This is a genomic window from Psychroflexus tropicus DSM 15496 (genome assembly GCF_000378765.1).
GTDB lineage: Bacteria > Bacteroidota > Bacteroidia > Flavobacteriales > Flavobacteriaceae > Psychroflexus > Psychroflexus tropicus.
Genome location: NZ_KB905343.1, coordinates 476,159 through 500,587, shown reverse-complemented (window position 1 = coordinate 500,587; position 24,429 = coordinate 476,159). Strand labels below are relative to the sequence as shown.

Below are 24,429 nucleotides of genomic sequence, written 5' to 3'. Positions count from 1 at the left end.
TTTTTAATTAATTCCAACTACAGGATAACCATATTTTCGTAAAATTTATCTGAAAATTTTATAAATTATTTGGTATAATTCAGTATTTGAGAAGTTATGTGTATTATAAATAAAATGGAGTATCACTGAGGTTATAAAAAGTATACTCAAAATAATCAGCCACATACGACTATAATTTTTTCTTTTATTATCAATAAAGTCGAGATCATCTTGATAATCTGAATCATTATTTAAAATTCTATTTATATCATCTTCATTTAATAAATCTTGATACCGATTTTTCAAATTTTGATAACTTTTGACAAATCTTGTTCTTTGACTTTTTATCTCCCATCTCGAAACAAAATAATAAATTAAAGAACCTGTTAAAAATGCAATTGATAAAATCATTGCGTCTAATGTGAAAACATTAAAGAAATCTCCTTTGCTTAAAACTCTAATTACGATCGTCGAAATATAAAAACTTAATAGAGCTAGTGAACTTTTTTGAAATCCATTTGCAAAATTCTCCACAATTTTGCTTGCTCTATTATTAAAATCAATTAATTGTTCTGAAATTTTATTTCTTAATTCAATGTATTGCTTTATATTATCTTTTTCATATAATTTAAAACTGGATTGGACTGACAAATAAGGATTTCCTGTTAAATAAATTTGATCTTTATCCTCAAAATGAAGAGAAATAATATTTCTTGATAATCCAATTTTATCGGTTAGGCTTCCTCCTTTAAAAACCCACTTAAATATCGGTAAATATGAGTTTAATTTGGAGTTTTTAAGTTTAGAAATATCAATTTTTCCTTTGAAAGATTTATATCCATTCAGTTTATATTCTAAGATATTGCCTGAAACTGAACTTATATCAAAAAGATAAATAACTGATAAAACTAATGCATATAGTTTGAAGATCTCACAAATGTCTATATGTTTAGAGTTTTCTTTTGATAACTCAAAGTCTATTGGAGAAAGCTCATATTTATCGCTAGAATCAAAATTACTTACAGTGTTCAGCTTTTTGATGTGTAAAAATCGATCATTTTTTTTTATAAGTTTTTCATGTTTAATCTCTCTGAATGGAACAAAAAAAATTGTCGAAGAATAAAATTCTAACTCTAAATTATGAACCCTAAAAATGATGTTTTCATTATTCTTAAATGCTCTATCGAATACGTTTAGAAATTGTTCAAAATTTAATTTTATCAATTCTCTTTTAAAGGCGGCAAAATCATAAATATTAATAACTCCTTGGTCATTATTTTTATTTATTAAAATAATAATTTTAATTTCTTCTTCATCTTGAAATTCAAATTCACCTTCTAATTCTTCAATAAATTTATTAAAGTCTACATTTTGGGAATTCAAAATTACCGGTTCAGAATTCCCAAAAATTACTGTCAATAATAAAGAATCATCATTACTTAAAAAATTGAAGCTTTCCTCAATTAACTCTATATTTTGAGGCTCAAAAGTTTTTGATTTATATGATATTTCAAAGCGTTCATCGTTCTCAAAATCTTTCGATTTTATTGCATCAGGAAAAATTCTATTTATAAAACCAATTATACTCATTAATTTTCTTCATTATCTTTTATGAAAAATTTGTATCCTTTTTCAGAGCGGATTTTCACATATTTAGTACCATCTGGATCTTCGTGAGCGAAAATTACATCTTCAGGAATATCTTGTTTTATTTGTAGATCAATTTGTTCTGTAAGTATTACTGTACTTTTAAATCTGGCTGTAACCTTTTCTTTAATTATGTTAAATTGGTTGTCAAAAGGAGATCTTTTTTTTGTTGGTAATTCTCTTATTTTATCTTTTACTTCGTTTATATTTAATTCATTATCATAAGGTTCATAATTTCCAATTCCGTTGTCTAAAAAATCATTCATTTCAAACCTATCATTAGACCGAAAATATCTTACCGTACTATTCCGTAAATATGTATAATCCTGTGGATGTTTCTTTTTAATTCCATTAAAAACAGATTTATCTATCGCATTAAAAGCCTTTTCTGTATTATATTCGTCTGTAAAGACCTTTTCCAATTCTAAGAAATCTGCCCACCAATATTTAGTATCTTTAGGATTTGTATCGTATACCAGAACATCATTAATATTGTCTTCTTCATTTAGTTCACAGACAAATGCTTTAAAAGCTTTTTTCTTAATAGGAAGACCTCTTGTTAACTCATAATTTACTTCATCCAAGAAATCATTATGATCAGCCTTACAGATTATGAATTTTTCTTGATCTTCATCAATAATTAATGCTTGGACAACTATTCCTTTTAATATAATTATTCCCAATGCATCCATTCGTTCTTGAGCATCACTTTCACTATTTAGTAGTCTTTGCGCTATTACATCAGTTATTTCGGTAAAATCTTCTTGATTATTAATCTTAGTGATTTGAGCTCTAACCTCTGTTGTTTTTCTCTCAAATTCAAATTTTCTTCCACTACCTCCGTCAATTACAATTTGAAATAACTCTTCTAGGTAGTTTACTAACTCATCGCCGTAAAGTGTTGAATCAATTTTTTCGACCTGATTATTTTCAATATCAACTTTTGATATCTCAATTTTGTCAATTTCCATATTTTAATTTTGGTTAGTATTAATTAGTTCTTACTAAATTTATCCGTTTACTATTTTTGGCTGTAATATCGTTTCAAGATTGTATGATATATATTAGTAAAATTATTTTAATCAGATATTTAAATCGTTATTGTTGATATTTAATAACAACTATTTGATTTAAGAATTTCTTTGAAGGTTGCTTCTAATTAATTATATATTTATAAAATTACAACTTTACATCAAATGTTTAACTGATTAGCGAATTATATTGTAAAATTGAATCAAATAACGGAAAAGCATAAATATAAGGAATAATTAATTATGCTAAAATTTAAAACAAATTATTTCATTTTGTAAATTAGATAAATTATGATCCTAAAGGATTTCAATATTTAATAATTGTCATGAAATACGCTTTAGTTAATATCATCTTAATTTTTATAAACCTAACTCAATCTCAAAACATAATTGGAAAAATTGAAGGTGCTCAGCTGTTGGAACATCAAGAGTTCTATGAATTAATTATTAAAGGTGATTCTGGAGACTATACATCTCTGTACATAAATAAACCCTCAATTGATAAAACGAGATTTATGTCAAAATTCAAAAAACACGTTTTTCGTTTATTTAGTGAAGAAGAAAAAAATGATTTCCTACTACAATTTTCAAACGATAGTGTCTATTTGATTTATGAAAACGGAAAAGTAAAGATGGAGATATGGGAGAAACACAATAGTGATAATAGGAAATCTTCAAGGTGGTTTGATTACTCTGAATACCTTAAGTTATTTGGCTTAACCTTAAATAAAAACAAGATCTAATTACCATGATGACTTTAAAAGAATACAAATTATTAAAAAATGAAGATCAATATAAAATGCTATTTACAAAAGGTGAATTCATTATTTACAGATTAGAACCTAAATCTAGGTTTGCTCTTTATGCCTTAGAAAAATTCTTTGTGGAGGTTGAGTACGACTTTAAAAACAATAAAATTCTAAATAAAATAGTTTTTGTAGATGGTTATAAACTAGAGATCTATTCAAAACTTTAATTTTTAATAAAATCATCTGATTCTATATCAAAGTCTAATAAGTCACGTGGATGAATTTCTAGTCCTTTAGCAAGTTCGATAATCGTAGAAAATTCAAAGCTTTTTAAACCTTTCTCTATCTTCGATATAGCACTAAAATCTACATCACATTGTTGAGCAAGTTGTCTATAACTAAGGTTCAATTCAATTCTTCGTTTACGTACATTTTCTCCGAATCTTTTAAGATATAGCTTATTTAATTTTGAAGTATCCATTTTGTATCCCTATTAAATAGCAATCTCAAAAACTTTAACAAAAAAACTGTAGTCTTTATGAGCTACAAATCAATTATTTTATATATTTACCATACATTAATATATTTGCGAAACTTCTTAAAGTAAAATATTAGAAGCATTCGCTTTGAATCTCGCATTGAAAACTGGTAATTTTTTGCAACGAGATGATAAGCTAGGATGCTCACGACCCGGGCGTGAGCTTGCTTATTGTTGCATGGTATACCAGTACCCCAATGCGGTAAGTTGAGTTCTCACGCCCTTTTTTGCGTCTATCCTCACTTGCATTTTCAAGGCTCTCTTCTAAAATTTATAAAAGTCTCGCTTGCAGCTTCAATTTTCATAAAAGGAAAATGAAGAAACTGCTATAATTTGTCTAACCTCAACCTGTTTGCGGGAACAGGAAAACCAAACCAATAATCCCGTGGGGCGCTGTTACATTCCCTATTATTAGTAACAGTCTTGGGTGGGGTCTCCTTGAGACTCTGGGCACTTTTACAATAGGAACTAAAGTCTCATCACAGAGACTATTGTTTAATGATCTAAATGTTTGTCTATGTAAGAAAATTTGAATTAGCCCTTTTTAAAAAAAGGTATTAAGCCAAAAAGCCTTCCCCTAGGATTGCAGTCTAGCGGGGAAGGCCTGGGCTTAAATAAAACTAGGTTTCATTTAAAAACTCACGTAAAATTATGAAAAATAAGTATTCGCGCCTCCAACGGGTGGCGCTCATTTATATGGGAGGACTATTTTTCTTCCTATCACTATCTGCACATGCAGAATCCAGAACTACTCCCCTGCCCTTTCAACAAAACGAAATCACTGGTGTAGTAGAAGATCCAAATGGACTCCCCATACCTGGTGTAACGGTGTCCTTAAAAAATACAACACAGGGTACGGTGACCAATCAAGATGGTAGATATAGCATTACAGCACCATCCAATGGCACTTTGGTATTCTCCTATGTTGGGTTTAAAACGGTTGCTCGAGAAATCAATGGCCAACGAGAAATCAACGTACAGCTAGAAGAAGATGTTGCTGCCCTTGAAGAAGTTAAAATCAATGCTGGGTATTACAACACCACCAAGCGTAACAGTACAGGGAATATATCTAGGGTTACTGCAGAAGATATAGAATTGCAGCCCGTGGTAAGTCCCATAGATGCTTTAGCAGGCCGAATGGCTGGGGTTTCTGTAGTACAAAGAACGGGGATCCCAGGTGCAGCCTCTCAAATACAAATCCGAGGTCAAAGCAGTTTAAGAACTGGTTTTGAAAACAATGGAAACTTACCCCTGTATATCATAGATGGGGTGCCTATAGACTCCAGTCCACTCAATAGTTTTAGTGGATTAACTACTTCTACAACCACTGGTCTCGACCCCTTAAGTACATTAAATCTTTCTAACATTCAAAGCATAGAAATCCTTAAAGATGCCGATGCTACTGCTATTTATGGATCTCGAGGAGCCAATGGGGTCATTCTAATCACGACCAAGGATGGTGAGAATTATAATCAAAAAACTAAAGTTAGTGCCAGGGTGTATACTGGGGTAAGTGATGTTGAAAGCCGTTTAAACCTTCTCAACACCCAAGATTACATACAGTTGAGAGAAGAAGCCTTTGCCAATGATGATAGAGAACCAACACCTGTAAGAGCAGAAGACCTTCTCCTTTGGGACAGAGACCGCTATACAGATTGGCAAGAAACCATCTTTGGTGGTACCGCAGAAACCACCAATGCCAATGTGATGCTTTCTGGAGGAAGTAAAAATACTTCCTTCCAAATGTCTAATGGGTATTTCAAAACAGGGACTGTTTTCCCTGGCGACTTTGGCTATGAAAAGTGGTCCTCAGGTTTGTCTCTAAATCATAGAACAGATGACGATCGGTTTAAAGCAAGGATCTCAGTTAACTATGGTGTTGATGTGAATGATCAGTTTAACAGTACAAATTTTGTAAGTAACGCCTTATTACTTCCACCCAATGCCCCAGCTTTATATAACGATGACGGTAGTTTAAACTGGGAGGATTCCACCTGGACCAATCCACTGGCTGTGACCTTAAATCGAAGTAATGCTAAAACTCAACAATTAATAAGCAACCTCGGATTAAGTTTTGAAGTCATCAATGGATTATTGGTTAAAGTCAATGCAGGCTATACCGCATTAAACAATGAAGAATTGGTAAAAAATCCAGTGGAAGCCTTAGATCCTTCGTTTAGGGATAATGCACAAGCCAGATCCAGTCATTCGCTGACCAATAGAAACTCTTGGATCATTGAACCTCAAATAGACTATCGTACGGAGATAGGAAATTTACAAATTGATGGTTTAGTAGGCGCCACTTTCCAGGAACAGAGATCCAAAAATTTAAGGGCAAGCGGAGTGGGCTATTCCAATGAACAATTGGTAGGTAATCTAGCGGCGGCAGGGTCTGTATTTGTCTCCAACAATCAAGAAATCCTATACAGATACAATGCTATTTTTGGAAGAATAGGTCTTAATCTCAAGGAGCGCTATCTACTTAATTTTACAGGACGGCGGGATGGCTCCTCGCGTTTTGGACCTGGTAAACAATTTGCCAATTTTGGAGCTATAGGTGCGGCTTGGATATTTTCTGAGGAAGATGTTTTTAAAAACTTATCCTGGTTAAGTTTTGGAAAATTGAGAGGAAGTTATGGGATTACTGGTAACGATCAGATTCAAGATTACGGCTACTTAGACACCTACTCACCCACCCCTGCTCCTGGAGGTTTATTCCCTACCCAACTGGTTAACCCAGATTATTCCTGGGAGACTAATAAAAAATTGGAAGCTGGAATTGAACTGGGCTTTTTAGAAGACAGGATTCGATTTCAAGTGAGTTGGTTTAGGAACAGATCGTCCAATCAATTAGTTGGCTTTAGTCTTCCAGCGCTAACTGGATTCAATTCAGTACAAGCCAATTTACCAGCAACTGTGGAAAACACAGGTTGGGAAATTGAAGGTACTTTGATTAGCCTCCAATCGTCCAACTGGCGTTGGCAAACAAACTTCAACTTAACCCTTCCTAGAAATAAGCTTGTTGCCTATCCAGGAATTGAAGATTCCCCCTACGCCAACATTTATGAAGTAGGACAACCACTTAATATACTTAGACTTTATAGATTTAATGGGGTTGATCCAGAAACGGGTTTATTTAGGGTAGAAGACGCTAATCAGGACGGTACTTTAAATTTTGAAGACAGGGTGGTTACCGTTGATGTTGGCCGTCAATACTTTGCAGGATTACAAAATCAAATCAATTACAAAAATTTGAGCCTGTCATTTCTTTTAGAATTTGTGGGGCAAGATGGACCACGGTTGTTTAGACAAGCACCAGGGAGAATGTCAAACGTTTTGCAAAGTGATTTTGATAACCGTTGGCGAAATCCAGGAGACACTAATGTGACACAAAGAGCTTCACAATTGCTGTCTTCTAATTTTGCTTATAACGATGCATTAAATAGTAATTTCCTAGTTACAGATGCTTCTTTTGTGAGGCTGCGAACACTGGCTTTAAGTTACCAACTTCCGCTTCTACCTTCTTTAATTCGCTCCTCACGAATCATAGTTACTGGACAGAATCTCTTCACGTTTACAGATTATCAAGGTTTAGATCCACAATCTCCTGGAAGTAGTCAGTTGCCTGAACTAAGAACAATAACGGCAGGATTAGAAATTAATTTTTAAAAAATCAGAATTATGTTTAAAAACAAAACACTCATAAAAGCGATTTATTTACTGGGTTTAGTAAGTTTTTTAGCTTCCTGCGAATCCTTTGTAGAAGTTGACGTTCCAAACGATAGAATTACAGGAGAGACTTTATTCACGAATAATCGATCAGCATTAAGTGCTTTGGATGGGTTATATAGTCAACTTTTTAACACCTCCTTTGCGGCTGGCGGAAATAGGTCTGTCACTTTTTTATCAGGCTTATCTGGCGACAATTTTGAAATCACCAATCCAATTCCAGATATGATTGAATTTTCAGAAAACGAGGTATTACCTCAAAATGATTACAATCTTAGTCTTTGGTCTGGTGCTTATAGTACCATTTATATGGCTAACTCACTCATACAAGGTGCTGAAAATTCTACTAGTTTAGACGATGAAACTCGAAATCGACTTATAGGTGAATCCAAATTTATAAGAGCATTCACCTATTTCTACCTAGTCCATCTTTACGAAAATGTACCCCTGGTTTTAGATACCGATTATCAAATCAACGCACAACTAGCGAATGCCTCACCTGAAAATGTAAATGCTCAAATCTTAATTGATCTCAATGATGCTCTTGAACTTACAGATGAAAATTATCCAGAAGATAGCCGTAAGTATATAAACTCGTCTGTCGTGAGGGCCTTACTGGCGAGGGTACATTTATATCAAGAGAACTGGGTACAGGCAGAACAATATAGTTCACAAGTCATTTCATCGAGTAACTTGTATAATTTAAATGAAGATTTAGATGATGTTTTCCTTATCAACAGCATAGAAGCCCTTTGGCAAATTTCTCCCGAAGGCTGGGGAGGTACATTTAGCCATACAAGAGAAGGAAATTTGTTTGTCATCATTTTCGCTAATAGCAGTCCCGTAGAATTATCAGATGATTTCATGGACATCTGGGAGGAAAATGACTTAAGATTTATCAATTGGGTTGGTACTTTTAGCGATGAAACCAGAGACTATAACTTTCCTTTTAAATACAAAATTCAATTTGATAACTCAGGTGGGGATATCACGGAATACTCTACTGTATTTCGATTGGCAGAACAATATCTAATTCGATCTGAAGCGAGAGCTAAACAAGGAAATCTATCGGGAGCAATTGAAGATTTAGATCAAATACGCCAAAGATCTGAGATTGATTTGGTGTCTGAAACTAATCCAGGCCTTTCTGAAAATGAATTAATAGAATTGATACTCACAGAAAGAAGGAAAGAATTCTTTGCTGAATGGGGACATCGGTGGTTGGATCTTAAGCGAACCCAAACCGTAAACGAAGTCTTATCTGTCAAAAAACCACTCTGGAATCCCACAGATATTTTTTACCCCATCCCAGAAGTTGAACGTATGAAAAACCCAAATCTAGAACAAAATGAAGGTTACTAAACACAATAAAATAATTATGAAACTACTACTTATACTACTCCTCTCTTTTAAATTCAGTCTAAGTTTTAGTCAAGCCGATGCCCCTGTTATTATGGATACCCTAGATAACGGCTTTACTTACTATATAAAGCCAATGAATAAGGCTAATGGTCAAATCTATATGGATATACATATAAGATCTGGATCTAATCGACAAAAAAAAGATGAATTTGATTTTGCTCACTTTATAGAACACCTTCCCTTTACAGCTTTTCGTACCAAAGCCTATAATGAAAATGGAAAACTGGAAGAGGCAATCAGGTCGAAATCATTTAACTATGGTGGATCCACAGGTCATAAGTATACGAGTTTTTACTTTTATTTTCCTGCTTCCAATGCTTTTCTCCAAGATCAAGGCTTAACCTTTTTAAAAGAGACTTTGTTTGGTGAGTTATTTCCGACTAAAGAAAACTTTGAAGCAGAGAAAGGAGCACTTTATCAAGAAGGAGCAAAAGTATATTTTGGACTTAGCACTTTTCAAGACCATATGATAAGAACTAAATTTTCAGAATGCGTTGCTACCCCCATTATACCAGATTTAATGTGGTCACATATCCAAAATTTTAAGATTTCGGAAGCGAAAGATTTTATAAAAAAGTGGTACAGACCAGAACTAAGCACTTTAGTGGTCGTTGGTGAAATAGATGATCTAAATCATATTAGAACTGAAATACGAAAAAAATTTTCAACCTCAAATAAGTCTGAACCTATTCAGACGAAAATTTGTAAAGAAACACTCTCCACTGGCCCTCCAAAATTTATGGCCATCGATAATCAAATCAAAGATCCAGAGTTCAGATCTGAAGTTAAAATACATCTATTTAAGAAGGAGGACCTAAGTAAATCTAAGTTATCTGAGAGCCAATGGGAATATTTAAAACCTATATTAAATCAAACCATTGGTAACTTTTTTTGGAAACATCTTGATTCCTACAATTCACCAACAAGAACAGTAGTAAGACGTTATGTTGACTTTCCAGTACTTGATATTACAATAAAATCCGTATTGGGTGAAGAAGAAAAATCAATACAGAAAACGTTTAAGTTGTTGAATCTCCTTAAATATCAAGGAATTTCAAAAAAAGAGTGGTCTAAGATACATAACCAAAAGCTTGAGGCTTTAAACCTTTCAGAGCCTAAATCTTCAAAAGGATGGCAAGATTTTCTCGAAAATAAGAGTTTGGGTAAATCTTTAAGTGCAAAAGAAAAAAAAGAACTCTTAGCTTGGTGGCAAAAGTTTAGTATGGAGGACTTCAATAGAGCTTTAAGAAGATTACTAGATCAGCCTACAAAAGATTTTTTAGTCATTGCACCCTTCTCTTCTGACTTTGGTGAAGCCTATTGGAAAGAAAAAACAAAAGCATGGCTAACTCAATACGATCCGAATTTTCTTACGAAGAAACAAAACCAACAAACTGATTATAAGGAATTAGAAAAAGATCCTTTGGGATCCAGAGTTTTCGAATTTGCCAATGGACAGAAAGTGATTATCAAAGAATTTTTAGATCAGGAAAGAGAGTTCTTAGAATTTCATGCATTTCAGGATTTTGGAGCTAATGATGTAGATCCTGAAAATTATTATGAAGCAATGCTTGCTCCAAAGGTCATTCAAAATGCTGGGGTAGGTCAATTGAATAAGTACGAATTGAAAGAGGTCATGACTATAAATTCCATTCAAAAGATAGCTCCTTATGTCACGGAAACCGAAAGCGGAATAAAAGGAAAATTGGGTAGTCAGAATCTATCTGTTTTTTTTGATTTACTTCAGGATTACATAGACTCACCTAGAAAGGATAGTTTAGCTTTTAAAGATTGGCAACTTAACCAATGGAGAAGCTATTTAAATCCAGGCATTGACAGAAGTTTTTCTGACACCAGAGCACGGGTGAATAAAATTTTAAAACTACCGAGGAAAAGACTTGGGGTTCATGAAAAATATAAGGCTTCTAAAAAAATCACTATGCAAAATGCCTATCATGTCTATGATATGATTTTTGGTAACTCAGAGGATTTTACCATTTTGATAAGTAGTTCCTATAAAGCAGAACAACTTCTTCCTTACATCACAAAACGCTTTGTTGGACCCAATAATAAAGAACGAGTTTCAAAAAACTTAACATCCACGAGTTCATCCAAGCAAAGGAGACCTACTAAAACAATCAAAGTGTCATCCATTCCCAACGCCAATGCCATGCTAGCTTTAAAATACATCAAACGTTCAGATCCATCTGACTGGAAAAACCGACTAAAAATTGAAATCTTAAAAAAGGCATTGAGCGATAGACTATTTGAAATTAGGTATGTCGAAAACAAAGCGATGTATTACTGGAAAGCTTCCTATTACTACCAAAAAGTATCTGAACAGGCTAATATTTCTGTCTTTATTCCGACGTTAGAAGAACAAGTTGAGGAGGTTTCAAATGAAGTAGATAAAATTATTAGAGACTTAAAAAGAAAAGAATTGAGTGAAGAACAGTTGGATAAAATAAAAATCAGCAGCATACGTCCTAAATACATCAATAGCTGGGAACAAAATCCGGTCAAAACTTTAGGTATAATTCATGACTACTATCAATTTAATACAATACCACCTCAGAAAAGTGAAGTGGAGAATTTTATTGAATCTATTCGCCCTAAGGATATAAAGACCCTTGCAAAAGAGATGTTTACAAAGGCTAACAAAAAAGAGATTGTCGCTTTACCTTAATTCAAAAACAAAAAAAAGCCCCGATGACTCGGGGCTTAACTCAAATTACTGCGGCATTCCTGGTATTAAATAAGGATTCGTTATGCCTGAAGCTTTAGGTACCTGTAAACCTTGATTGGTGTAAACCTGGAAAACTCGTTCTTCGTCGTCCCCCTCAAAAATTACTTTACAGGTGTCACCCTGGCCTTGACATGGGTCGGTACTCAATTGAGTAGCAACGCCATTTAAATTGATCCATCCAGAAGACTGCTCATTTGCTGTATTAGCAAATGCCATTCCTATGGCCATTACGAATGCCAACATGGGCATTAAAAATTTTGAATTTTTCATCATAATTAAATTTAAATTAAACAATATGCCTAGACCTTACTTTAAGGCTTTAGGCGCTCTAAGTATTGCGCAATACTATTCTTTATAAAACTTCCTTTGCTTTTTAGTTTGAATGTAAATTCCAAGAATTCCTAAAAGTAGAAATCCCGTATTAAAAAGGAGATGCTCCTGCCAGGTCAAATTATTAATGATTCCGCCACAAGAACAAGGCATATCCGCACTGAACTTCATGATCCAGATGATGTAAAGCGAGAAAAGAAGCATGAGACCAGAGACTAAATACATCGCAAATTCTTTATACTTTGCAGATATCAAAAGCCCAGCAATCGCCAATTCTACAATAGGAACGAAAGCTGAAACGAATCGAGCTAGGTGTTTATTTCCAAATAATGGACTATTTAAAAGATCATTGTAGAATTGAGTAAAATCCATCAATTTATGGATAGCTGCATAAAACATCAACACGATAAATGCGAACCTGATAAATTGATATATGTAGCCTTTAAATTTCATTGATGCCCTATTTCGAGAGCATAAAGGTTAAACTTTTAATAGCTTTTGATTTGATTTTAAAGGATTTGAATTTATCCTGAGAGGTTTTTGTTTAAAACTTTCTGATTTGAGAAGGAGGTAAACCGTACATTTTTTTGAATGTTCTCGAAAAATGCGCCTGACTTAAGAACCCACATTCTTCTGAAATTTCATTTAGGGGCGTACTTGTATCTTCAATTAAAGTTCGGGCTTTTTCTAAGCGTTTTTTTCTATGGTAAGCATATATAGTATCTCCATAAAAGCGTTTGAAAATGGTCTTAATCTTGCTGACACTACAGCCTATTTCTCTGCCAATGATAGATATTTTCGGTAAAGGCCTGTCCAGGCGTTCCATAACATACTGATGCAGTTTTCTCACCAAAATCCGTTGGTCTTGCAATAACAAACTTCGGTATTCACTAGGAAAAGTAGACGAACGGGGCTTATTACTTAAGCCTAAATTGAACTTATCATGGGTATAAATAGTCTTAAACACTGATAAGCTATATGTTTTCTTACCTTCGGTCACCATTACATAAAGTCGTCCTAAGCCACTCCATTGAAGGCCATCACGGTGCTTAAACTCAACTCTGAATGGAGGTTCGCTCTCTAAGGTATGTTCTAAAAGGTCTTGCAAGTCTTCAGGTAAATTGGAGTCGCCGTTGATTAAAAATTTGACAGGCCTATTTAAAATCTCCAGATCAGAGTACCCAAGAATATCTTTGATATTAGTGGAATAAGAGGTGATGTGAAAGTTACAATCGAGGTTAAAAACTATATTTTCTATAACCTCTTTGCTTTTTTCATGGTTAATTTGATGAACTGCTGTATCAATTTCTTCAACCATCGTATTCAGAGATACTGCTATTTGTTCTAATTCATCTTTTTGGTTTCTTAGGGGTAACGTATACGTATAATTGCCAAGAGTGATTTCAGTTATGAACTCTAAAATTTGATGAACTCTAGTTTTAAAATCAGTTGTAGACATAACTGCATAAGTTTAAAGGAGTCTATTTGAATTGATTTAAGAAATTTAAAGCTTCTGATATGGTATTAAATCCCTGTGTGGGTACTGAGGGATTACTGATATTGACATAAGCTTTATATAATGTTCCTGAATACGCACTCTCCATTACAATAGCAACAGCAAGAGCTTTGAGACACCCGCTTTCGGCTAAGTATTCTCTGGCGGCCTTGCTTGCTGATTTTAATTGTCTGATGTCACAAAGTATAGGATAGGAGATTTCATTTTGAAAACGAATTCTTGCTTTTACAACGGCCTTAGCTGCTTCGAGATCAATTACAGCATTTGGTTTATAAACAAAATTTAGAATGCCCTCTTCTATCCAGAAGTGTGCATACTTTTCTCCTCTTTTCATGGAATGTCCCCTATTATTTCTACAATTTAAATAAAAAATTAATAACGATTACTTAATATATACATGAAGATATCGTGGCACACCGCATATTTTGGTAGCATTTGAAAGTATTTGACTTTAAAATATAAGATTTGACTTCTTAGGCATATTTTCTATCTAAACGTCTGACTAACAGAATCTTTTTATAGTTTCACTAGACTAAACTCTAGGAATATGGCAAAAATTAAACACAACAACTTACTCGATACTGTGGTATCAGTGATGACCAATGCAAAAGAATCGGGAGCTATTCATCTTTATGCCGAAGGAGATTATATGAATGGTCGTCAAGTGCAAATCAAAGGCAAAAAGCTTTTCCACTTTGGGACCACAGGCTATTTAGGACTGGAACAAGATGAGCGATTAAAACAAGGGGCTATTGAGGCCATTCAAAATTACGGAACAGAATTCCCTCTTTCAAAGTCTTATATATCACATCCGCTTTATGCAGAATTAGAAAGTTTGATGACTGAAATATACGGTCACCCGATAGTCATAACAAAAAACAGTACTCTGGGACATTTCGGAGTTATACCATCGGTTGTCAATGATGGAGATGGAGTTATCCTGGACCACCAGGTCCATTGGAGTTTGCAAAGTGCAGTTGCTCCTTTAAAACTGAGATCAGTCCCTGTTGAAATGATTCGGCACAATAACCTAGACATGTTGGAGGATAAGATTAAAAAGCTCCAATCCAGGTGTCAAAAGATTTGGTACATGGCCGATGGCATGTATTCTATGTTTGGAGACTATGCTCCAATCGAAGAATTAATGATGCTTTGTGATAAATATCCTCAACTTCATATCTATTTTGATGATGTACATGGTATGAGCTGGAAAGGAAAACACGGAAGCGGCTATGTCATGAGCATTTTAAAAAAATTACCAGATCGGGTGATTTTATTTGGCACCATGAGTAAAACTTTTGGAGCCAGTGGAGCTGTAATGGTTTGTAAGGATAAGGAAATTCAACAACGCGTCAAAAATTTCGGCGGTCCCCTCACCTTCTCAGTACAATTGGAACCTGGGTCTGTAGGAGCTGCAATAGCCTCTGCAAAAATCCATCTGAGCGATGAGATCTATACGCTGCAAGATGAACTTTCAAAACGTATTTCGTATTTCAATCAGTGTCTTAGCCAAACAGATTTACCGATAATCGTTGATAATGATTCTCCCGTCTTTTATATTGGAGCAGGTATGCCAGAAACAGGATTTAATCTCATGAGCAGACTTATGAGATTAGGTTTCTATGTCAACATCGGCTTTTTTCCTGCTGTTCCGGTAAAGAATACGGGGATGCGAATTACCATCTCTAGGCATAATCAAAAGGAAGAAATCAAAGCACTTACAGATGCTTTAGCTGAAGAGTTCCCTAAAGCCTTAGAAGAGACAGGAACTACCTTGGAACGCATCAATTTTGCCTTTGGAAAAAGAACTAAACCTACTCACCGATCTAAGGTTAGGTCTTCAAAACTCAACTTGCAGAGTTTCTCTTCTATCACTGAAATCGAAACTGAATTATGGAACACTACTGTAGGAAAGAATGGCTTCTACGATTGGAATGGGTTAAGAGATTTAGAAAAGATCATGAGCGATCAAAAGTATCGTGAACACAATAATCAATTTTATTATTTTGTGGTCAAAGATGAGAACCAAAAATGCGTGTTCGCCACTTTTGTCTCCTTCGGAATTTGGAAAGAGGATATGCTTGCGCCACAATCCGTGTCCATTGCCCTTGAAAAGATTAGAAAAGATAAACCTTATTATCATACCAGCACCTGTCTTTGCTTAGGCTCCATGATCACAGAAGGAGATCATCTTTATCTATGTGAAGGTTCACCCTATTGGAAAGAGGCCTTTAATTTATTCTTAGATCAATTAGAAAAATTAGAAAAGCGCTTAAATGCTCAATATGTTATACTCAGAGACTTCCCAACCAAAAATGAGTCCATAAAATCCTTTTTGCATAAAAAGGGATTTGTACAAGTTGCAATGCCAGAGTCCGCAGTATACTCCAATTTTAAATGGAACACTCAAGAGGAATATATAAATACCCTTAGTAAGCGATCACGAAAGCATTATAGAGATGATATTGAAGCTTACCGTGACCAGGTTGAAATCCAGATCCAACAAAACCTTTCAAAAACTGAATTGGACAAAAGCTTTCAACTTTACCAAGCTGTAAAAGCCAATAACATTGGATTAAACACCTTTAGTTATCCTTATGCTTTATTTGAGCATATGAATTCATCCCCTCAATGGGAATTTATCTCATTGTATTTAAAAGACACTGAGCGAACATTAGCAGGAGTTATGTTCTGCTACAAAAATTCAAATGCTATCTATGCGCCAGCCATAGTAGGCATGGATTATAATTATGCAAGAACCTACAATGTGTATAGGCAGCTATTATTCCAAACCATACTTAGAGCCAAAGACCTAAGCCAGTCCAGAATTGATTTTGGACTAACCGCTGGATTTGAAAAGCGTAAAGTAGGTGCAAAAATTGTCGAGAAGTGTGCTTACATACAAGCCCGTGACAATTTTGCACTAGAGGCCTTAGACTGGTTAAGGAAAGATTAGACTAAATACAGATTTTAATAGTGCCCCTTTAAAAAGCCATATTGAAAAAAGCGCAGCAACGGTATTATTTGTTTTCATTTAAAACGAATCTCATGTTTGAGAAGGCTATGTCGACATTTGGAGAGAAGATCGAAACTATCATTAGGTCAGATAAACCTGATTTAAAGAAGGCTGATGACGGCATAAACTTATGTATAAAGACCTTATCGGCTCTTCAAAAACAAGTTGATAAAGAAGATTTTGAAGATGCTACTTCTGAAATTGATTTTTTTAGAAATATCAAGCCTTTCCCTATGAGTTACCTGATTTATTTCACCGAGGTCAGGTCTTGTGAATTATCTCTGCCTAAAGCTGGAAATTCATTCAAAGTACGTTTTTTAAAAAAAGAGATTAAAAAAATAAATAAGTTTTTTTCGGCCAATAATAGCTTTGTCAATTATATGGAGCAAAACCACAATTACTTAGATCATGAATTTTTCAGTCGTGAAGGGAAACGAGACTTCTCGTTTAGCCCTAGCATCAATTACTATCAAAATCCAGAATTTTCAACAAGTCACGATATGTTATGGGCTAAGATTCAAGCCTTGTATCGCTTTATTCATTACATCAGAGAAAAATTAGAACGTATTCAACCAGGCAGCAGTGGCAACTTTCGTGAGCGTCAACCTAAATTACTGGTCTGGTCTGGCTCTAAAGTATCCTTGGTAGAAATCATCTACGGCCTTTATCAACAAGGCGATATTAACCACGGAACAGTTGACCTAAAAACCATCGTTTCAGCTTTTGAAGATTTCTTTAATATCAAACTTGATAACTACTATAAAACCTATAGTGAAATGAAGGCCAGAAAAGATCCCAGGACTAAATATTTATACCAAATTGCTAGTGATTTAGAGGCCAAAATGCGGCAAGACGATGAAAAATAAATTGTCGACGTCAATAGGAACTACGAACAAGTTTACCTACTAAATTACAATCAGATTTTTTATAAGCTAAACCTCTTTAAAATCAATAAATAGTAGTATTATCAATCAATTTCAATGAAAAGTTAAATTCTAACGTACTACGAGTGATGTGGTGAATGATGCCAGCTAAAAAGCATCAATTTTATAGAACAAAAGTTAAACCAGGCTAGACACTATCAATTAGAATGTGTTAGCCATAAAATTTGTTTTATTATGCCAACATCAATTATCACCTCAGACGATCTTCGAGATTTTAAAACAGAACTACTTGAAGAACTCAAAATCCTTCTTACAAAACAAAGTAAAGGACAATTAAAAAAATACCTGAAATCTTCAGAAGTGATGGATTTATTACAGATAAGTCCAGGAACCTTACAAAATTTGAGGATTAATGGGACATTACCCTATACCAAAGTAGGAGGAATTATTTACTATGATGCCACAGAAATTCAAAGCGTCATGGAAGCCAATCGGGTTCATCACGATTTTAATTCTTAAGGCTATGAATTACATAAAGCTTCTCAACGCAGCTTTTCAAAAATTCCACTCTGACGATCGCCTAAATCCTTCCCATATCAGTTTATACATGGCTTTGTTTCAGGAGTGGAACAGCTGTCGTTTTGCAAATGAATTTTACGTCAGTAGACATGAAATCATGAGACTAGCCAAATTAGGTTCAAAATCAACCTATCACAGATGTGTGACCGATTTAGATGCCTGGAGTTACCTCTGGTATTTTCCATCGAATAATCCTTTCAAAGGCAGTAAGATTAAGATGTCTGTTCTTGATACTAATAGTGGTACAGATATGGGACATTACGATCCCAAACTAGAACTACTTGCGGAACACTACAGTCCCAAAAATGAACCACAACTAGGACACCAGTGTCCCACTACTGGACAAGTAGTGGACCCACACCGTCCCATCAGTGGACAAGCGTTGGTATCTAATATAAACAATAACAAACAGGTAAATATTAATAAACAGCCAAAAGGCAGGCAGGCTGTTTTTCTTTTTTTTGAAAAAAATGGATTTGAAATCGATGAAGCAAAAAAATTCTTCAACCATTATGAAGCTAAGCATTGGAAGACCAGTGACGGGGAACCCATTAGAGACTGGCATGGCCTAGCGATTAATTGGATGGATAGAACCGAATTACTTGCAGAAAAAAACGAAACAAACAAAAAGCAAGCGTCCCAAATTGAGGACAACTTACGGACTACTAAACACAAAAATTATGGACAACCCCTCTAAAATAATGGAAGGAGATAAAGAATATTCTCTGGGTGAATTTGATGGGAAAAACGTTCGCTATGATTTTGATAAAATTCTCATCTACTTGAACGAAAAAGGTAAACTCCTCTTCGGTGAGAAGTTTAAAATTTACAAAGACGACGAGTCAATTCTTATCAAACTCTGCAATTACTTTATCCGTGATAAAACCAATTGCGATAAATACGGCATTGATCCAACAAAAGGGATTCTGTTGTCGGGCCCAGTAGGCTGTGGTAAAACCAGTTTGATGAAATTACTCCGGCATATCGTTCCATTGCAACGCCCCTATGAAGTCATCCCTTGTCGTAATGTCACATTTGGATTTAATCATTTAGGCTTTAAAACTGTGGAGGACTTCGGTAATTCTAAGTTGTATTGTTTTGATGATTTAGGTGTAGAGCCCTCGGGCAGGTTTTATGGCAAAGATTTAAACGTTATGGGAGAAGTCCTTCTGTCGCGCTACGATTTGTATTTAAAATCCAGAAAAAAGATTAAAACACATGCTACAACTAATCTTAATGCAGAAGAACTTGAAGAACGCTACGGCAATCGAGTACGAAGCCGAATGCGAGAGCTATTCAATTTAATAGCTTTTGATGAAGAGGCTGTAGATAAACGAAAATAGTGGTAAAGCTTTGTTTATTGAGCTTTTGACTTCGTCGCTTTAATACACTCACCGATAGCCTGGATAATTTCCTTGATCAAAATGATGACTGCTGTGCTTAATTCTTTCATAACTGAATCGTTGAATTGAATATAATTAGTCTTTTACAAAATTGACTCTACAAATTTGAGATCTAACATTTTGGTCTTACTAGAATTTAGTTCTGAAAATCAATTTAAATCTGAATATCAGTGCTTTTGATAATTTCACATAAGTTGTATCAGTTTCGGATGATTTATAAAAAAGAATCCATTCACTTTTTTTCAACTTCAACCAAAAAATTGACGTTTTCGAGCTCTTTTTTATACTTCAAATTTTCAATTCTGGTCATTACGATTTCAAAAAGCCATAGAATTTGATGCAAAATATCATCAAATAAATTCAATCAAATGCAAATATTATTTTTTATTTAAAATATTGATTTTCAATGCTTTATATTCAAATATATGTAAATTTAAAAAGCTAAAAAACATCATAACATTAAACTTTAACGCTATGAAAAAATCAGTTTATTTCTCAATTATTTTATTGATGCTTTCCCCAGCTCTATTTGCTCAAATTGGTGGAATTGAAGATTCAGTTCAAGATGTTTCCAATACGATTAGAAATGTGTTTCCCATTTTACTGGGTATCATTTTTCTGGTAGGTTTTCTATTTAATGCTGGACATTTTTTTGGTGAGAATGCAGATTTAAAGAAAGGTATAACCCGCGTTCTTGTCTTTGTTTTAATCGCAGGAGCTGTTGTTGGAATATTCACCTACTTAGTAACTATTGTGGTCTGATGAAGAAATATAAGGTATATAAAAACATCAGGAAAAAAGCAGTCATTTTTGGTTTACCCCTATCCCTATTTGCATTAATGATGATTTCTGTTATTGCATCTCTACTCTTGATCATCTTCTCTTTTAGTTTGAGCATTATAAGTATTGTAGTACTTGCTAATACGTCATTATATGGTGTGTTAACCAAAATAACACATCAACCTCAGTTGTTCCATTTAGGAAAGGCATTTCCAAAAACAATTAGTAACAAAAGAAATTCCAACTTAAGCTATGACTAAGATCAATTTATCTGCAGTTCATCCAATCATTGACATCCAGGACAATATTGTTTTTGCCAACAATGGAAACATTGTTCTCTGCTATAAAGGACATCTTCCAGAAGTGTATTCTCTCTCTGAAAAAGACTTCGAGGACATTCATGGATCCTGGTTTCAAGCCTTTAAATCATTACCGGTTGGAACAGTAATCCATAAACAAGATGTTTATCAAAAAAGATCGTTTTCCTCGGATCAACTCCCGAATCGTACATTTTTAGAAAAAGCTACGCGAGACTACTTTAGAGGGAGAGACTACATTGATCATGAGTGTTATTTATTTTTCATAGTCACAAAAAACAAAGCTCTTAATAACCCTAAATACGTTAACCCTCTGCTCAAAGTCTCAAAGACTAAAGTTAAAGAGCTAGAAAACAACTTAAAAAGTTTTATCAGTTCAGTTAGTGACTCCATTTCATTTGTCAACAATAGTCGAAAATTAAACTTCACTGCACTCGATAGAGAGCAGATTCTAGAATTGACAAACACCTATTTTAATGGATTCAATACAGGATTTGATACTGACATTATACTTGACAATAACCACGTCAATATTGGAGAAAATTATTTTGATGCCCTAGCCATCAATAGCGAACTGTGCTTTGGCGAAAGTGTACAGAGTAGCAAGCCTAATGAGAAATTCACTTCAGATGATTTTATATTTCATCAAGGCTTTGTTGATGGCTTAGGGCTTACGTTAAACGAGAACCATATTGTGAATCAAATACTTTACTTAGATGATAAGCATAAGTGGCGCAAGTTATTGGACAAAAAAGTAGAAGAGCTAAGTAAAAGCTCCAATTTTGGCTCACAAAACAAAATAGTTCTCGAGAAGATTCAACATATACTGGATCAAATTAATGCAGATGATAACGCTCGAATTATACGAGGACATTTCAACGTCATTTTCTGGGATAAGACTCCCAAGGACCTCAACAGGATAAGTTCAAAAATTAAAACAGAGTTTAAAGACTTGGACATTATCCCCTATTATCCTAGAGGCAAGGAAAGAAAAAATTATTTCCTCAATAGTTACTTCTGCTTTTCATCTAATTTCTCGAATGATGATTTGTATGTCACAGATTTAAAGCATGCTCTTTGTCTTTATATCAATAACAGTAATTATAAGTCCGATCAAACAGGAATCATCTTTAATGATAGGGAACATAACATTCCAGTCTTGAAAGACGTCTGGGATGAGGATAAGAAAAGAATCAAGGCTAGAAATTTTGCCATTTTCGCTCCAACTGGTGAAGGGAAATCTTTTTTAGCCAATAACATCCTTCGACAGTATTTCGAAAGCGGAGTGCGTCTGGTTATTATTGATTTAGGAGGGTCATATACCAAATTTGCGAAGTTATATCCCGAGCAGTACACCGTACTTCGCTACGAAAGCGGAAAAAATCTAGGGATCAATCCCTTCTATATCAATGAAGCAAAGGATCTCTCCCCTGAGCGTTTAGAAGAGTTATCCGTTTTCCTCTTTGAACTGTTTGCTTCTGATTTAGAAGTAACCAAAGCAGAATCAGTTTCGATCAAAAAGATACTACGGTATTATTATGAAAATACAGACGACAATCACTCACTAGACGGCTTTTATCAATTTATAAATCAACATAAGCAAGACCTATTAAATAAGCTCAATATTCATCCAGATTATTTCAATATCACCAGTTTTTTACACGTCATGTCTGAGTACGTGGGAGATGGCATCTATAGTTTTTTGTTTGAAGTCAGCGAAGATCAAACCTATAAGATCGAGGATAAACGCTTGATTGTTTTCGAACTTGATGAAGTTAAAGACAACAAAAAAATATTATCAGTGATGCTTAAGCTGATCAAAACGGCCATACAACGAACCATTTGGAAAAACCGAGCTGAAAAGGGAATTATTTTATTTGATGAGTTTGCCAAACAGCTCAAATTTGAAAACGTATTAGAAAGTGTTGAATTTTACTATCAAGCTATACGTAAGCAAAATGGTGCGATAGGTATCATATTACAATCGATTAATCAGCTTCCTAACAATTCTACTTCATCCAGTATACTTGAAAACACACAAGTCATTTATAGTCTGAATAATGAAAAAGGCTATGAAGAACTAGTCAAGCGACTTCATTTGACTAGTCATGATATGAACCAATTGAAATCGATAAAAAACCAGCTTACTGGATCAAGAAAATACACCGAAATGTTTATCAAAATCGGAAAAGAAAGCAATGTGTTTCGTCTGGAAGTTCCTAAAGAAGTCTACGCTGCTTACTTAACCGATGGACGAGAAAATGAAGAAATCATGAAGCTCTATGAAAAGACTAATGACATGGAAAAGGCCATAAAAGAATTCACCTCTAAACTATAATCCTATGAAATCAAAACTTGTAATTATCACCATCGCTTTGTTTTTCCTGATGCAGAAAAAAGCGAACGCTCAAGGAATGCCGGTTTACGATAATACCAATTTTGTCAGTTTAGTAAAATCGCTAGTAGAATCTGCAAAGCAAACGACACAACTGATTAAGACAGTTGAATTTTTAAAGCAGCAAAAAGAAAATTTGGAGAAAGTCAATACGGTGGTTAGGCAATTGAAAGCCGTGAGGGAGATTGGGCGTAACAATCAGCGTTTGATCAGTGTCATGCAAAGTGACTTACAAAATATCTTAAGCTCACCTTACATCAAGCCTGAAGAAATCAATCGCGTTACCAATTCATTCAATAGCATCATTGATAATTCCCTAGAAACGATGGACTTTATAGACCAGGTCTTATCAAGTGATTTTTTAAAAATGAGTGATGCAGAACGGGCAAGAGTTTTAAAACAAAAGGAATTAGAATCCATTGAAATGGTTTCTACTATTACATTAAAAACGAAGCGCTATCGAGATATTATTTCCTTTCGGAAAATGCAGGATAAAATCAATAACAGAGAAACAGGGTTTTAAAAATGACTTCCGGAATAATTTTAGGGATCGGCCTGGAATATGTAGATGCGGTATTCCAAACCATCAAAGACAGTGATTTTTCACAATACACCATCGGAGGAATGAAAGCACTAGCTGTTCTATTCTTTCTCATCAATATTTTAAAAAAGTACAATGAAGGTGTTGCTGAAAATGAGGGCTATACTTGGGGGCTAAACCCTTCAGAATTAGCTAAAAATTTTGCAGTGGTTATCGTCGTTATTTTTTCTACTCAGGTGCTAGGATTTTTCGATAACATACTAGTTTCTATAGAGAATCAATTTCGAGATACTGCTCCAGCTTTAATTCCGCTTCAATTACAAGAGATATCCATAGAGGAGGATGTCAATTTGATAGATGCTACCAAAAATGCGATGACACTATTATATGAAGCCCTGGTCACCCCTTTGTATGGATTTAAATTAGTAGCCTTTGTTATAGGCATCTTGTTGTGGATCCTTGATCTTTTCATCTACCCTCTTTTTTTAGCTGAGCGCTTTTTTCTTTTAGGCATCATGCAAACTTTTTTTCCACTTGTGCTCAGTCTAGCAGTATTTGAAAAGTTCAGATCCTTAGGCTATACATTTTTCAAATTATATGCAGCGGTTTACATGTTAGTGCCTGCATTTTTCTTAGTTAATGTGTTTGTTAATGCACTCTATAATGAAATCAACACTAATTTCTGGTCAAATCTTTTTGGGACTGATGTGGGTCAGGGCTTTTTTGCTCCTGTGATTCAATTAGGATCGATAGGCTTCATAGTATTTCTAAAATTTAAGCTCTATAAACGTGCTACCTCCTTTACCCTCAGATTATTCACCAGTTAA

General features: G+C 34.4%; 21 protein-coding genes. 14 read left to right on the top strand and 7 right to left on the bottom strand.

The genetic code is table 11. The features are described from left to right. Positions 1 to 45: 45 nt before the first annotated feature. A complete protein-coding gene (locus F598_RS0107140) occupies positions 46 to 1,569 on the bottom strand; it encodes a hypothetical protein (protein WP_019038350.1) in 1,524 nt (507 codons plus the stop codon). Further along, the gene (locus F598_RS0107135; protein WP_019038349.1) at positions 1,569 to 2,597 is read right to left on the bottom strand and encodes a nucleoid-associated protein; all 1,029 of its coding nucleotides are present in this window, start codon (positions 2,595 to 2,597) and stop codon (positions 1,569 to 1,571) included. The genes F598_RS0107140 and F598_RS0107135 overlap by 1 nt, the downstream gene beginning before the upstream one ends. A 386-nt stretch (positions 2,598 to 2,983) precedes the next feature. Here F598_RS0107135 and F598_RS0107130 point away from each other — a divergent pair, with 386 nt between their 5' ends. Together F598_RS0107130 and F598_RS0107125 are read left to right on the top strand one after the other, a co-directional pair. Then, positions 2,984 to 3,400: a hypothetical protein gene (locus tag F598_RS0107130; protein WP_019038348.1), complete on the top strand. Its 417-nt coding sequence runs from the start codon at positions 2,984 to 2,986 to the stop codon at positions 3,398 to 3,400. Positions 3,401 to 3,405: 5 nt separating this feature from the next. After that, positions 3,406 to 3,633, top strand: coding sequence for a hypothetical protein (locus F598_RS0107125; RefSeq protein WP_019038347.1), 228 nt, complete (start codon positions 3,406 to 3,408; stop codon positions 3,631 to 3,633). Here the strand turns inward: F598_RS0107125 and F598_RS0107120 are convergent. Further along, entirely contained in the window at positions 3,630 to 3,887 is a 258-nt protein-coding gene (locus F598_RS0107120; protein ID WP_019038346.1) for a helix-turn-helix domain-containing protein, read from the bottom strand. The two genes, F598_RS0107125 and F598_RS0107120, sit on opposite strands and share 4 nt — an antisense overlap. Positions 3,888 to 4,595: 708 nt before the next feature. Here F598_RS0107120 and F598_RS0107115 point away from each other — a divergent pair. The 3 genes from F598_RS0107115 to F598_RS0107105 are packed head-to-tail and all read left to right on the top strand — an operon-like array spanning position 4,596 to position 11,781. Then, positions 4,596 to 7,613 carry a SusC/RagA family TonB-linked outer membrane protein gene (locus F598_RS0107115; protein ID WP_019038345.1) on the top strand — a complete coding sequence of 1,006 codons (3,018 nt, stop codon included), beginning with the start codon at positions 4,596 to 4,598 and terminating at the stop codon, positions 7,611 to 7,613. A 12-nt stretch (positions 7,614 to 7,625) separates the two neighbouring features. Beyond that, positions 7,626 to 9,035 (top strand): RagB/SusD family nutrient uptake outer membrane protein, encoded by a 1,410-nt coding sequence (locus F598_RS0107110; protein WP_019038344.1) that lies wholly within the window; start codon positions 7,626 to 7,628, stop codon positions 9,033 to 9,035. A gap of 16 nt (positions 9,036 to 9,051) precedes the next feature. Further along, a complete protein-coding gene (locus F598_RS0107105) occupies positions 9,052 to 11,781 on the top strand; it encodes an insulinase family protein (protein WP_169334100.1) in 2,730 nt (909 codons plus the stop codon). A gap of 45 nt (positions 11,782 to 11,826) precedes the next feature. On the opposite strand, the gene F598_RS0107100 is transcribed toward F598_RS0107105, so the two are convergent. The 4 genes from F598_RS0107100 to F598_RS0107080 form a co-directional block, all read right to left on the bottom strand. Beyond that, positions 11,827 to 12,111 (bottom strand): DUF6520 family protein, encoded by a 285-nt coding sequence (locus F598_RS0107100; protein ID WP_157594972.1) that lies wholly within the window; start codon positions 12,109 to 12,111, stop codon positions 11,827 to 11,829. 75 nt (positions 12,112 to 12,186) lie between these two features. Then, entirely contained in the window at positions 12,187 to 12,624 is a 438-nt protein-coding gene (locus tag F598_RS0107090; RefSeq protein ID WP_019038340.1) for a MauE/DoxX family redox-associated membrane protein, read from the bottom strand. 91 nt (positions 12,625 to 12,715) lie between these two features. Continuing rightward, entirely contained in the window at positions 12,716 to 13,630 is a 915-nt protein-coding gene (locus F598_RS0107085; protein ID WP_019038339.1) for an AraC family transcriptional regulator, read from the bottom strand. 22 nt (positions 13,631 to 13,652) lie between these two features. Continuing rightward, entirely contained in the window at positions 13,653 to 14,021 is a 369-nt protein-coding gene (locus tag F598_RS0107080) for a DUF7793 family protein (protein WP_019038338.1), read from the bottom strand. A 213-nt stretch (positions 14,022 to 14,234) separates the two neighbouring features. Here F598_RS0107080 and F598_RS0107075 point away from each other — a divergent pair, with 213 nt between their 5' ends. The 9 genes from F598_RS0107075 to F598_RS0107020 all read left to right on the top strand — a co-directional run bounded on the left by F598_RS0107075 (position 14,235) and on the right by F598_RS0107020 (position 24,429). Next, positions 14,235 to 16,643 carry an aminotransferase class I/II-fold pyridoxal phosphate-dependent enzyme gene (locus F598_RS0107075; protein ID WP_019038337.1) on the top strand — a complete coding sequence of 803 codons (2,409 nt, stop codon included), beginning with the start codon at positions 14,235 to 14,237 and terminating at the stop codon, positions 16,641 to 16,643. Between the two features lie 92 nt (positions 16,644 to 16,735). After that, positions 16,736 to 17,569, top strand: a complete 834-nt coding sequence (locus F598_RS0107070; protein ID WP_019038336.1) for an RteC domain-containing protein — start codon at positions 16,736 to 16,738, stop codon at positions 17,567 to 17,569. 252 nt (positions 17,570 to 17,821) lie between these two features. Continuing rightward, on the top strand, positions 17,822 to 18,106 hold the full coding sequence (locus F598_RS0107065; protein WP_019038335.1) for a helix-turn-helix domain-containing protein: 285 nt from the start codon (positions 17,822 to 17,824) through the stop codon (positions 18,104 to 18,106). A gap of 4 nt (positions 18,107 to 18,110) precedes the next feature. Then, positions 18,111 to 18,863 (top strand): hypothetical protein, encoded by a 753-nt coding sequence (locus F598_RS0107060; protein ID WP_019038334.1) that lies wholly within the window; start codon positions 18,111 to 18,113, stop codon positions 18,861 to 18,863. After that, entirely contained in the window at positions 18,847 to 19,509 is a 663-nt protein-coding gene (locus tag F598_RS0107055; protein ID WP_019038333.1) for a P-loop NTPase family protein, read from the top strand. The genes F598_RS0107060 and F598_RS0107055 overlap by 17 nt, the downstream gene beginning before the upstream one ends. 534 nt (positions 19,510 to 20,043) lie before the next feature. Continuing rightward, positions 20,044 to 20,331 carry a hypothetical protein gene (locus F598_RS0107040; RefSeq protein ID WP_026302571.1) on the top strand — a complete coding sequence of 96 codons (288 nt, stop codon included), beginning with the start codon at positions 20,044 to 20,046 and terminating at the stop codon, positions 20,329 to 20,331. 270 nt (positions 20,332 to 20,601) lie between these two features. After that, a complete protein-coding gene (locus F598_RS0107030; protein ID WP_019038328.1) occupies positions 20,602 to 23,004 on the top strand; it encodes a TraG family conjugative transposon ATPase in 2,403 nt (800 codons plus the stop codon). A gap of 4 nt (positions 23,005 to 23,008) precedes the next feature. Next, positions 23,009 to 23,584: a conjugal transfer protein gene (locus F598_RS0107025; protein ID WP_026302570.1), complete on the top strand. Its 576-nt coding sequence runs from the start codon at positions 23,009 to 23,011 to the stop codon at positions 23,582 to 23,584. Between the two features lie 2 nt (positions 23,585 to 23,586). Then, on the top strand, positions 23,587 to 24,429 hold the full coding sequence (locus F598_RS0107020) for a hypothetical protein (RefSeq protein WP_019038326.1): 843 nt from the start codon (positions 23,587 to 23,589) through the stop codon (positions 24,427 to 24,429).

Excerpts from the sequence above, each read along its gene's own strand:
- F598_RS0107105 (WP_169334100.1), top strand. The coding sequence starts at position 9,052 with ATGAAACTACTACTTATACTACTCCTCTCTTTTAAATTCAGTCTAAGT.
- F598_RS0107065 (WP_019038335.1), top strand. The coding sequence starts at position 17,822 with ATGCCAACATCAATTATCACCTCAGACGATCTTCGAGATTTTAAAACA.
- F598_RS0107100 (WP_157594972.1), bottom strand. The coding sequence starts at position 12,111 with ATGAAAAATTCAAAATTTTTAATGCCCATGTTGGCATTCGTAATGGCC.
- F598_RS0107115 (WP_019038345.1), top strand. The coding sequence starts at position 4,596 with ATGAAAAATAAGTATTCGCGCCTCCAACGGGTGGCGCTCATTTATATG.
- F598_RS0107060 (WP_019038334.1), top strand. The coding sequence starts at position 18,111 with ATGAATTACATAAAGCTTCTCAACGCAGCTTTTCAAAAATTCCACTCT.
- F598_RS0107020 (WP_019038326.1), top strand. The coding sequence starts at position 23,587 with ATGACTTCCGGAATAATTTTAGGGATCGGCCTGGAATATGTAGATGCG.
- F598_RS0107130 (WP_019038348.1), top strand. The coding sequence starts at position 2,984 with ATGAAATACGCTTTAGTTAATATCATCTTAATTTTTATAAACCTAACT.
- F598_RS0107140 (WP_019038350.1), bottom strand. The coding sequence starts at position 1,569 with ATGAGTATAATTGGTTTTATAAATAGAATTTTTCCTGATGCAATAAAA.
- F598_RS0107135 (WP_019038349.1), bottom strand. The coding sequence starts at position 2,597 with ATGGAAATTGACAAAATTGAGATATCAAAAGTTGATATTGAAAATAAT.
- F598_RS0107120 (WP_019038346.1), bottom strand. The coding sequence starts at position 3,887 with ATGGATACTTCAAAATTAAATAAGCTATATCTTAAAAGATTCGGAGAA.
- F598_RS0107025 (WP_026302570.1), top strand. The coding sequence starts at position 23,009 with ATGAAATCAAAACTTGTAATTATCACCATCGCTTTGTTTTTCCTGATG.
- F598_RS0107125 (WP_019038347.1), top strand. The coding sequence starts at position 3,406 with ATGATGACTTTAAAAGAATACAAATTATTAAAAAATGAAGATCAATAT.
- F598_RS0107030 (WP_019038328.1), top strand. The coding sequence starts at position 20,602 with ATGACTAAGATCAATTTATCTGCAGTTCATCCAATCATTGACATCCAG.
- F598_RS0107075 (WP_019038337.1), top strand. The coding sequence starts at position 14,235 with ATGGCAAAAATTAAACACAACAACTTACTCGATACTGTGGTATCAGTG.
- F598_RS0107085 (WP_019038339.1), bottom strand. The coding sequence starts at position 13,630 with ATGTCTACAACTGATTTTAAAACTAGAGTTCATCAAATTTTAGAGTTC.
- F598_RS0107070 (WP_019038336.1), top strand. The coding sequence starts at position 16,736 with ATGTTTGAGAAGGCTATGTCGACATTTGGAGAGAAGATCGAAACTATC.
- F598_RS0107080 (WP_019038338.1), bottom strand. The coding sequence starts at position 14,021 with ATGAAAAGAGGAGAAAAGTATGCACACTTCTGGATAGAAGAGGGCATT.
- F598_RS0107110 (WP_019038344.1), top strand. The coding sequence starts at position 7,626 with ATGTTTAAAAACAAAACACTCATAAAAGCGATTTATTTACTGGGTTTA.
- F598_RS0107055 (WP_019038333.1), top strand. The coding sequence starts at position 18,847 with ATGGACAACCCCTCTAAAATAATGGAAGGAGATAAAGAATATTCTCTG.
- F598_RS0107040 (WP_026302571.1), top strand. The coding sequence starts at position 20,044 with ATGAAAAAATCAGTTTATTTCTCAATTATTTTATTGATGCTTTCCCCA.
- F598_RS0107090 (WP_019038340.1), bottom strand. The coding sequence starts at position 12,624 with ATGAAATTTAAAGGCTACATATATCAATTTATCAGGTTCGCATTTATC.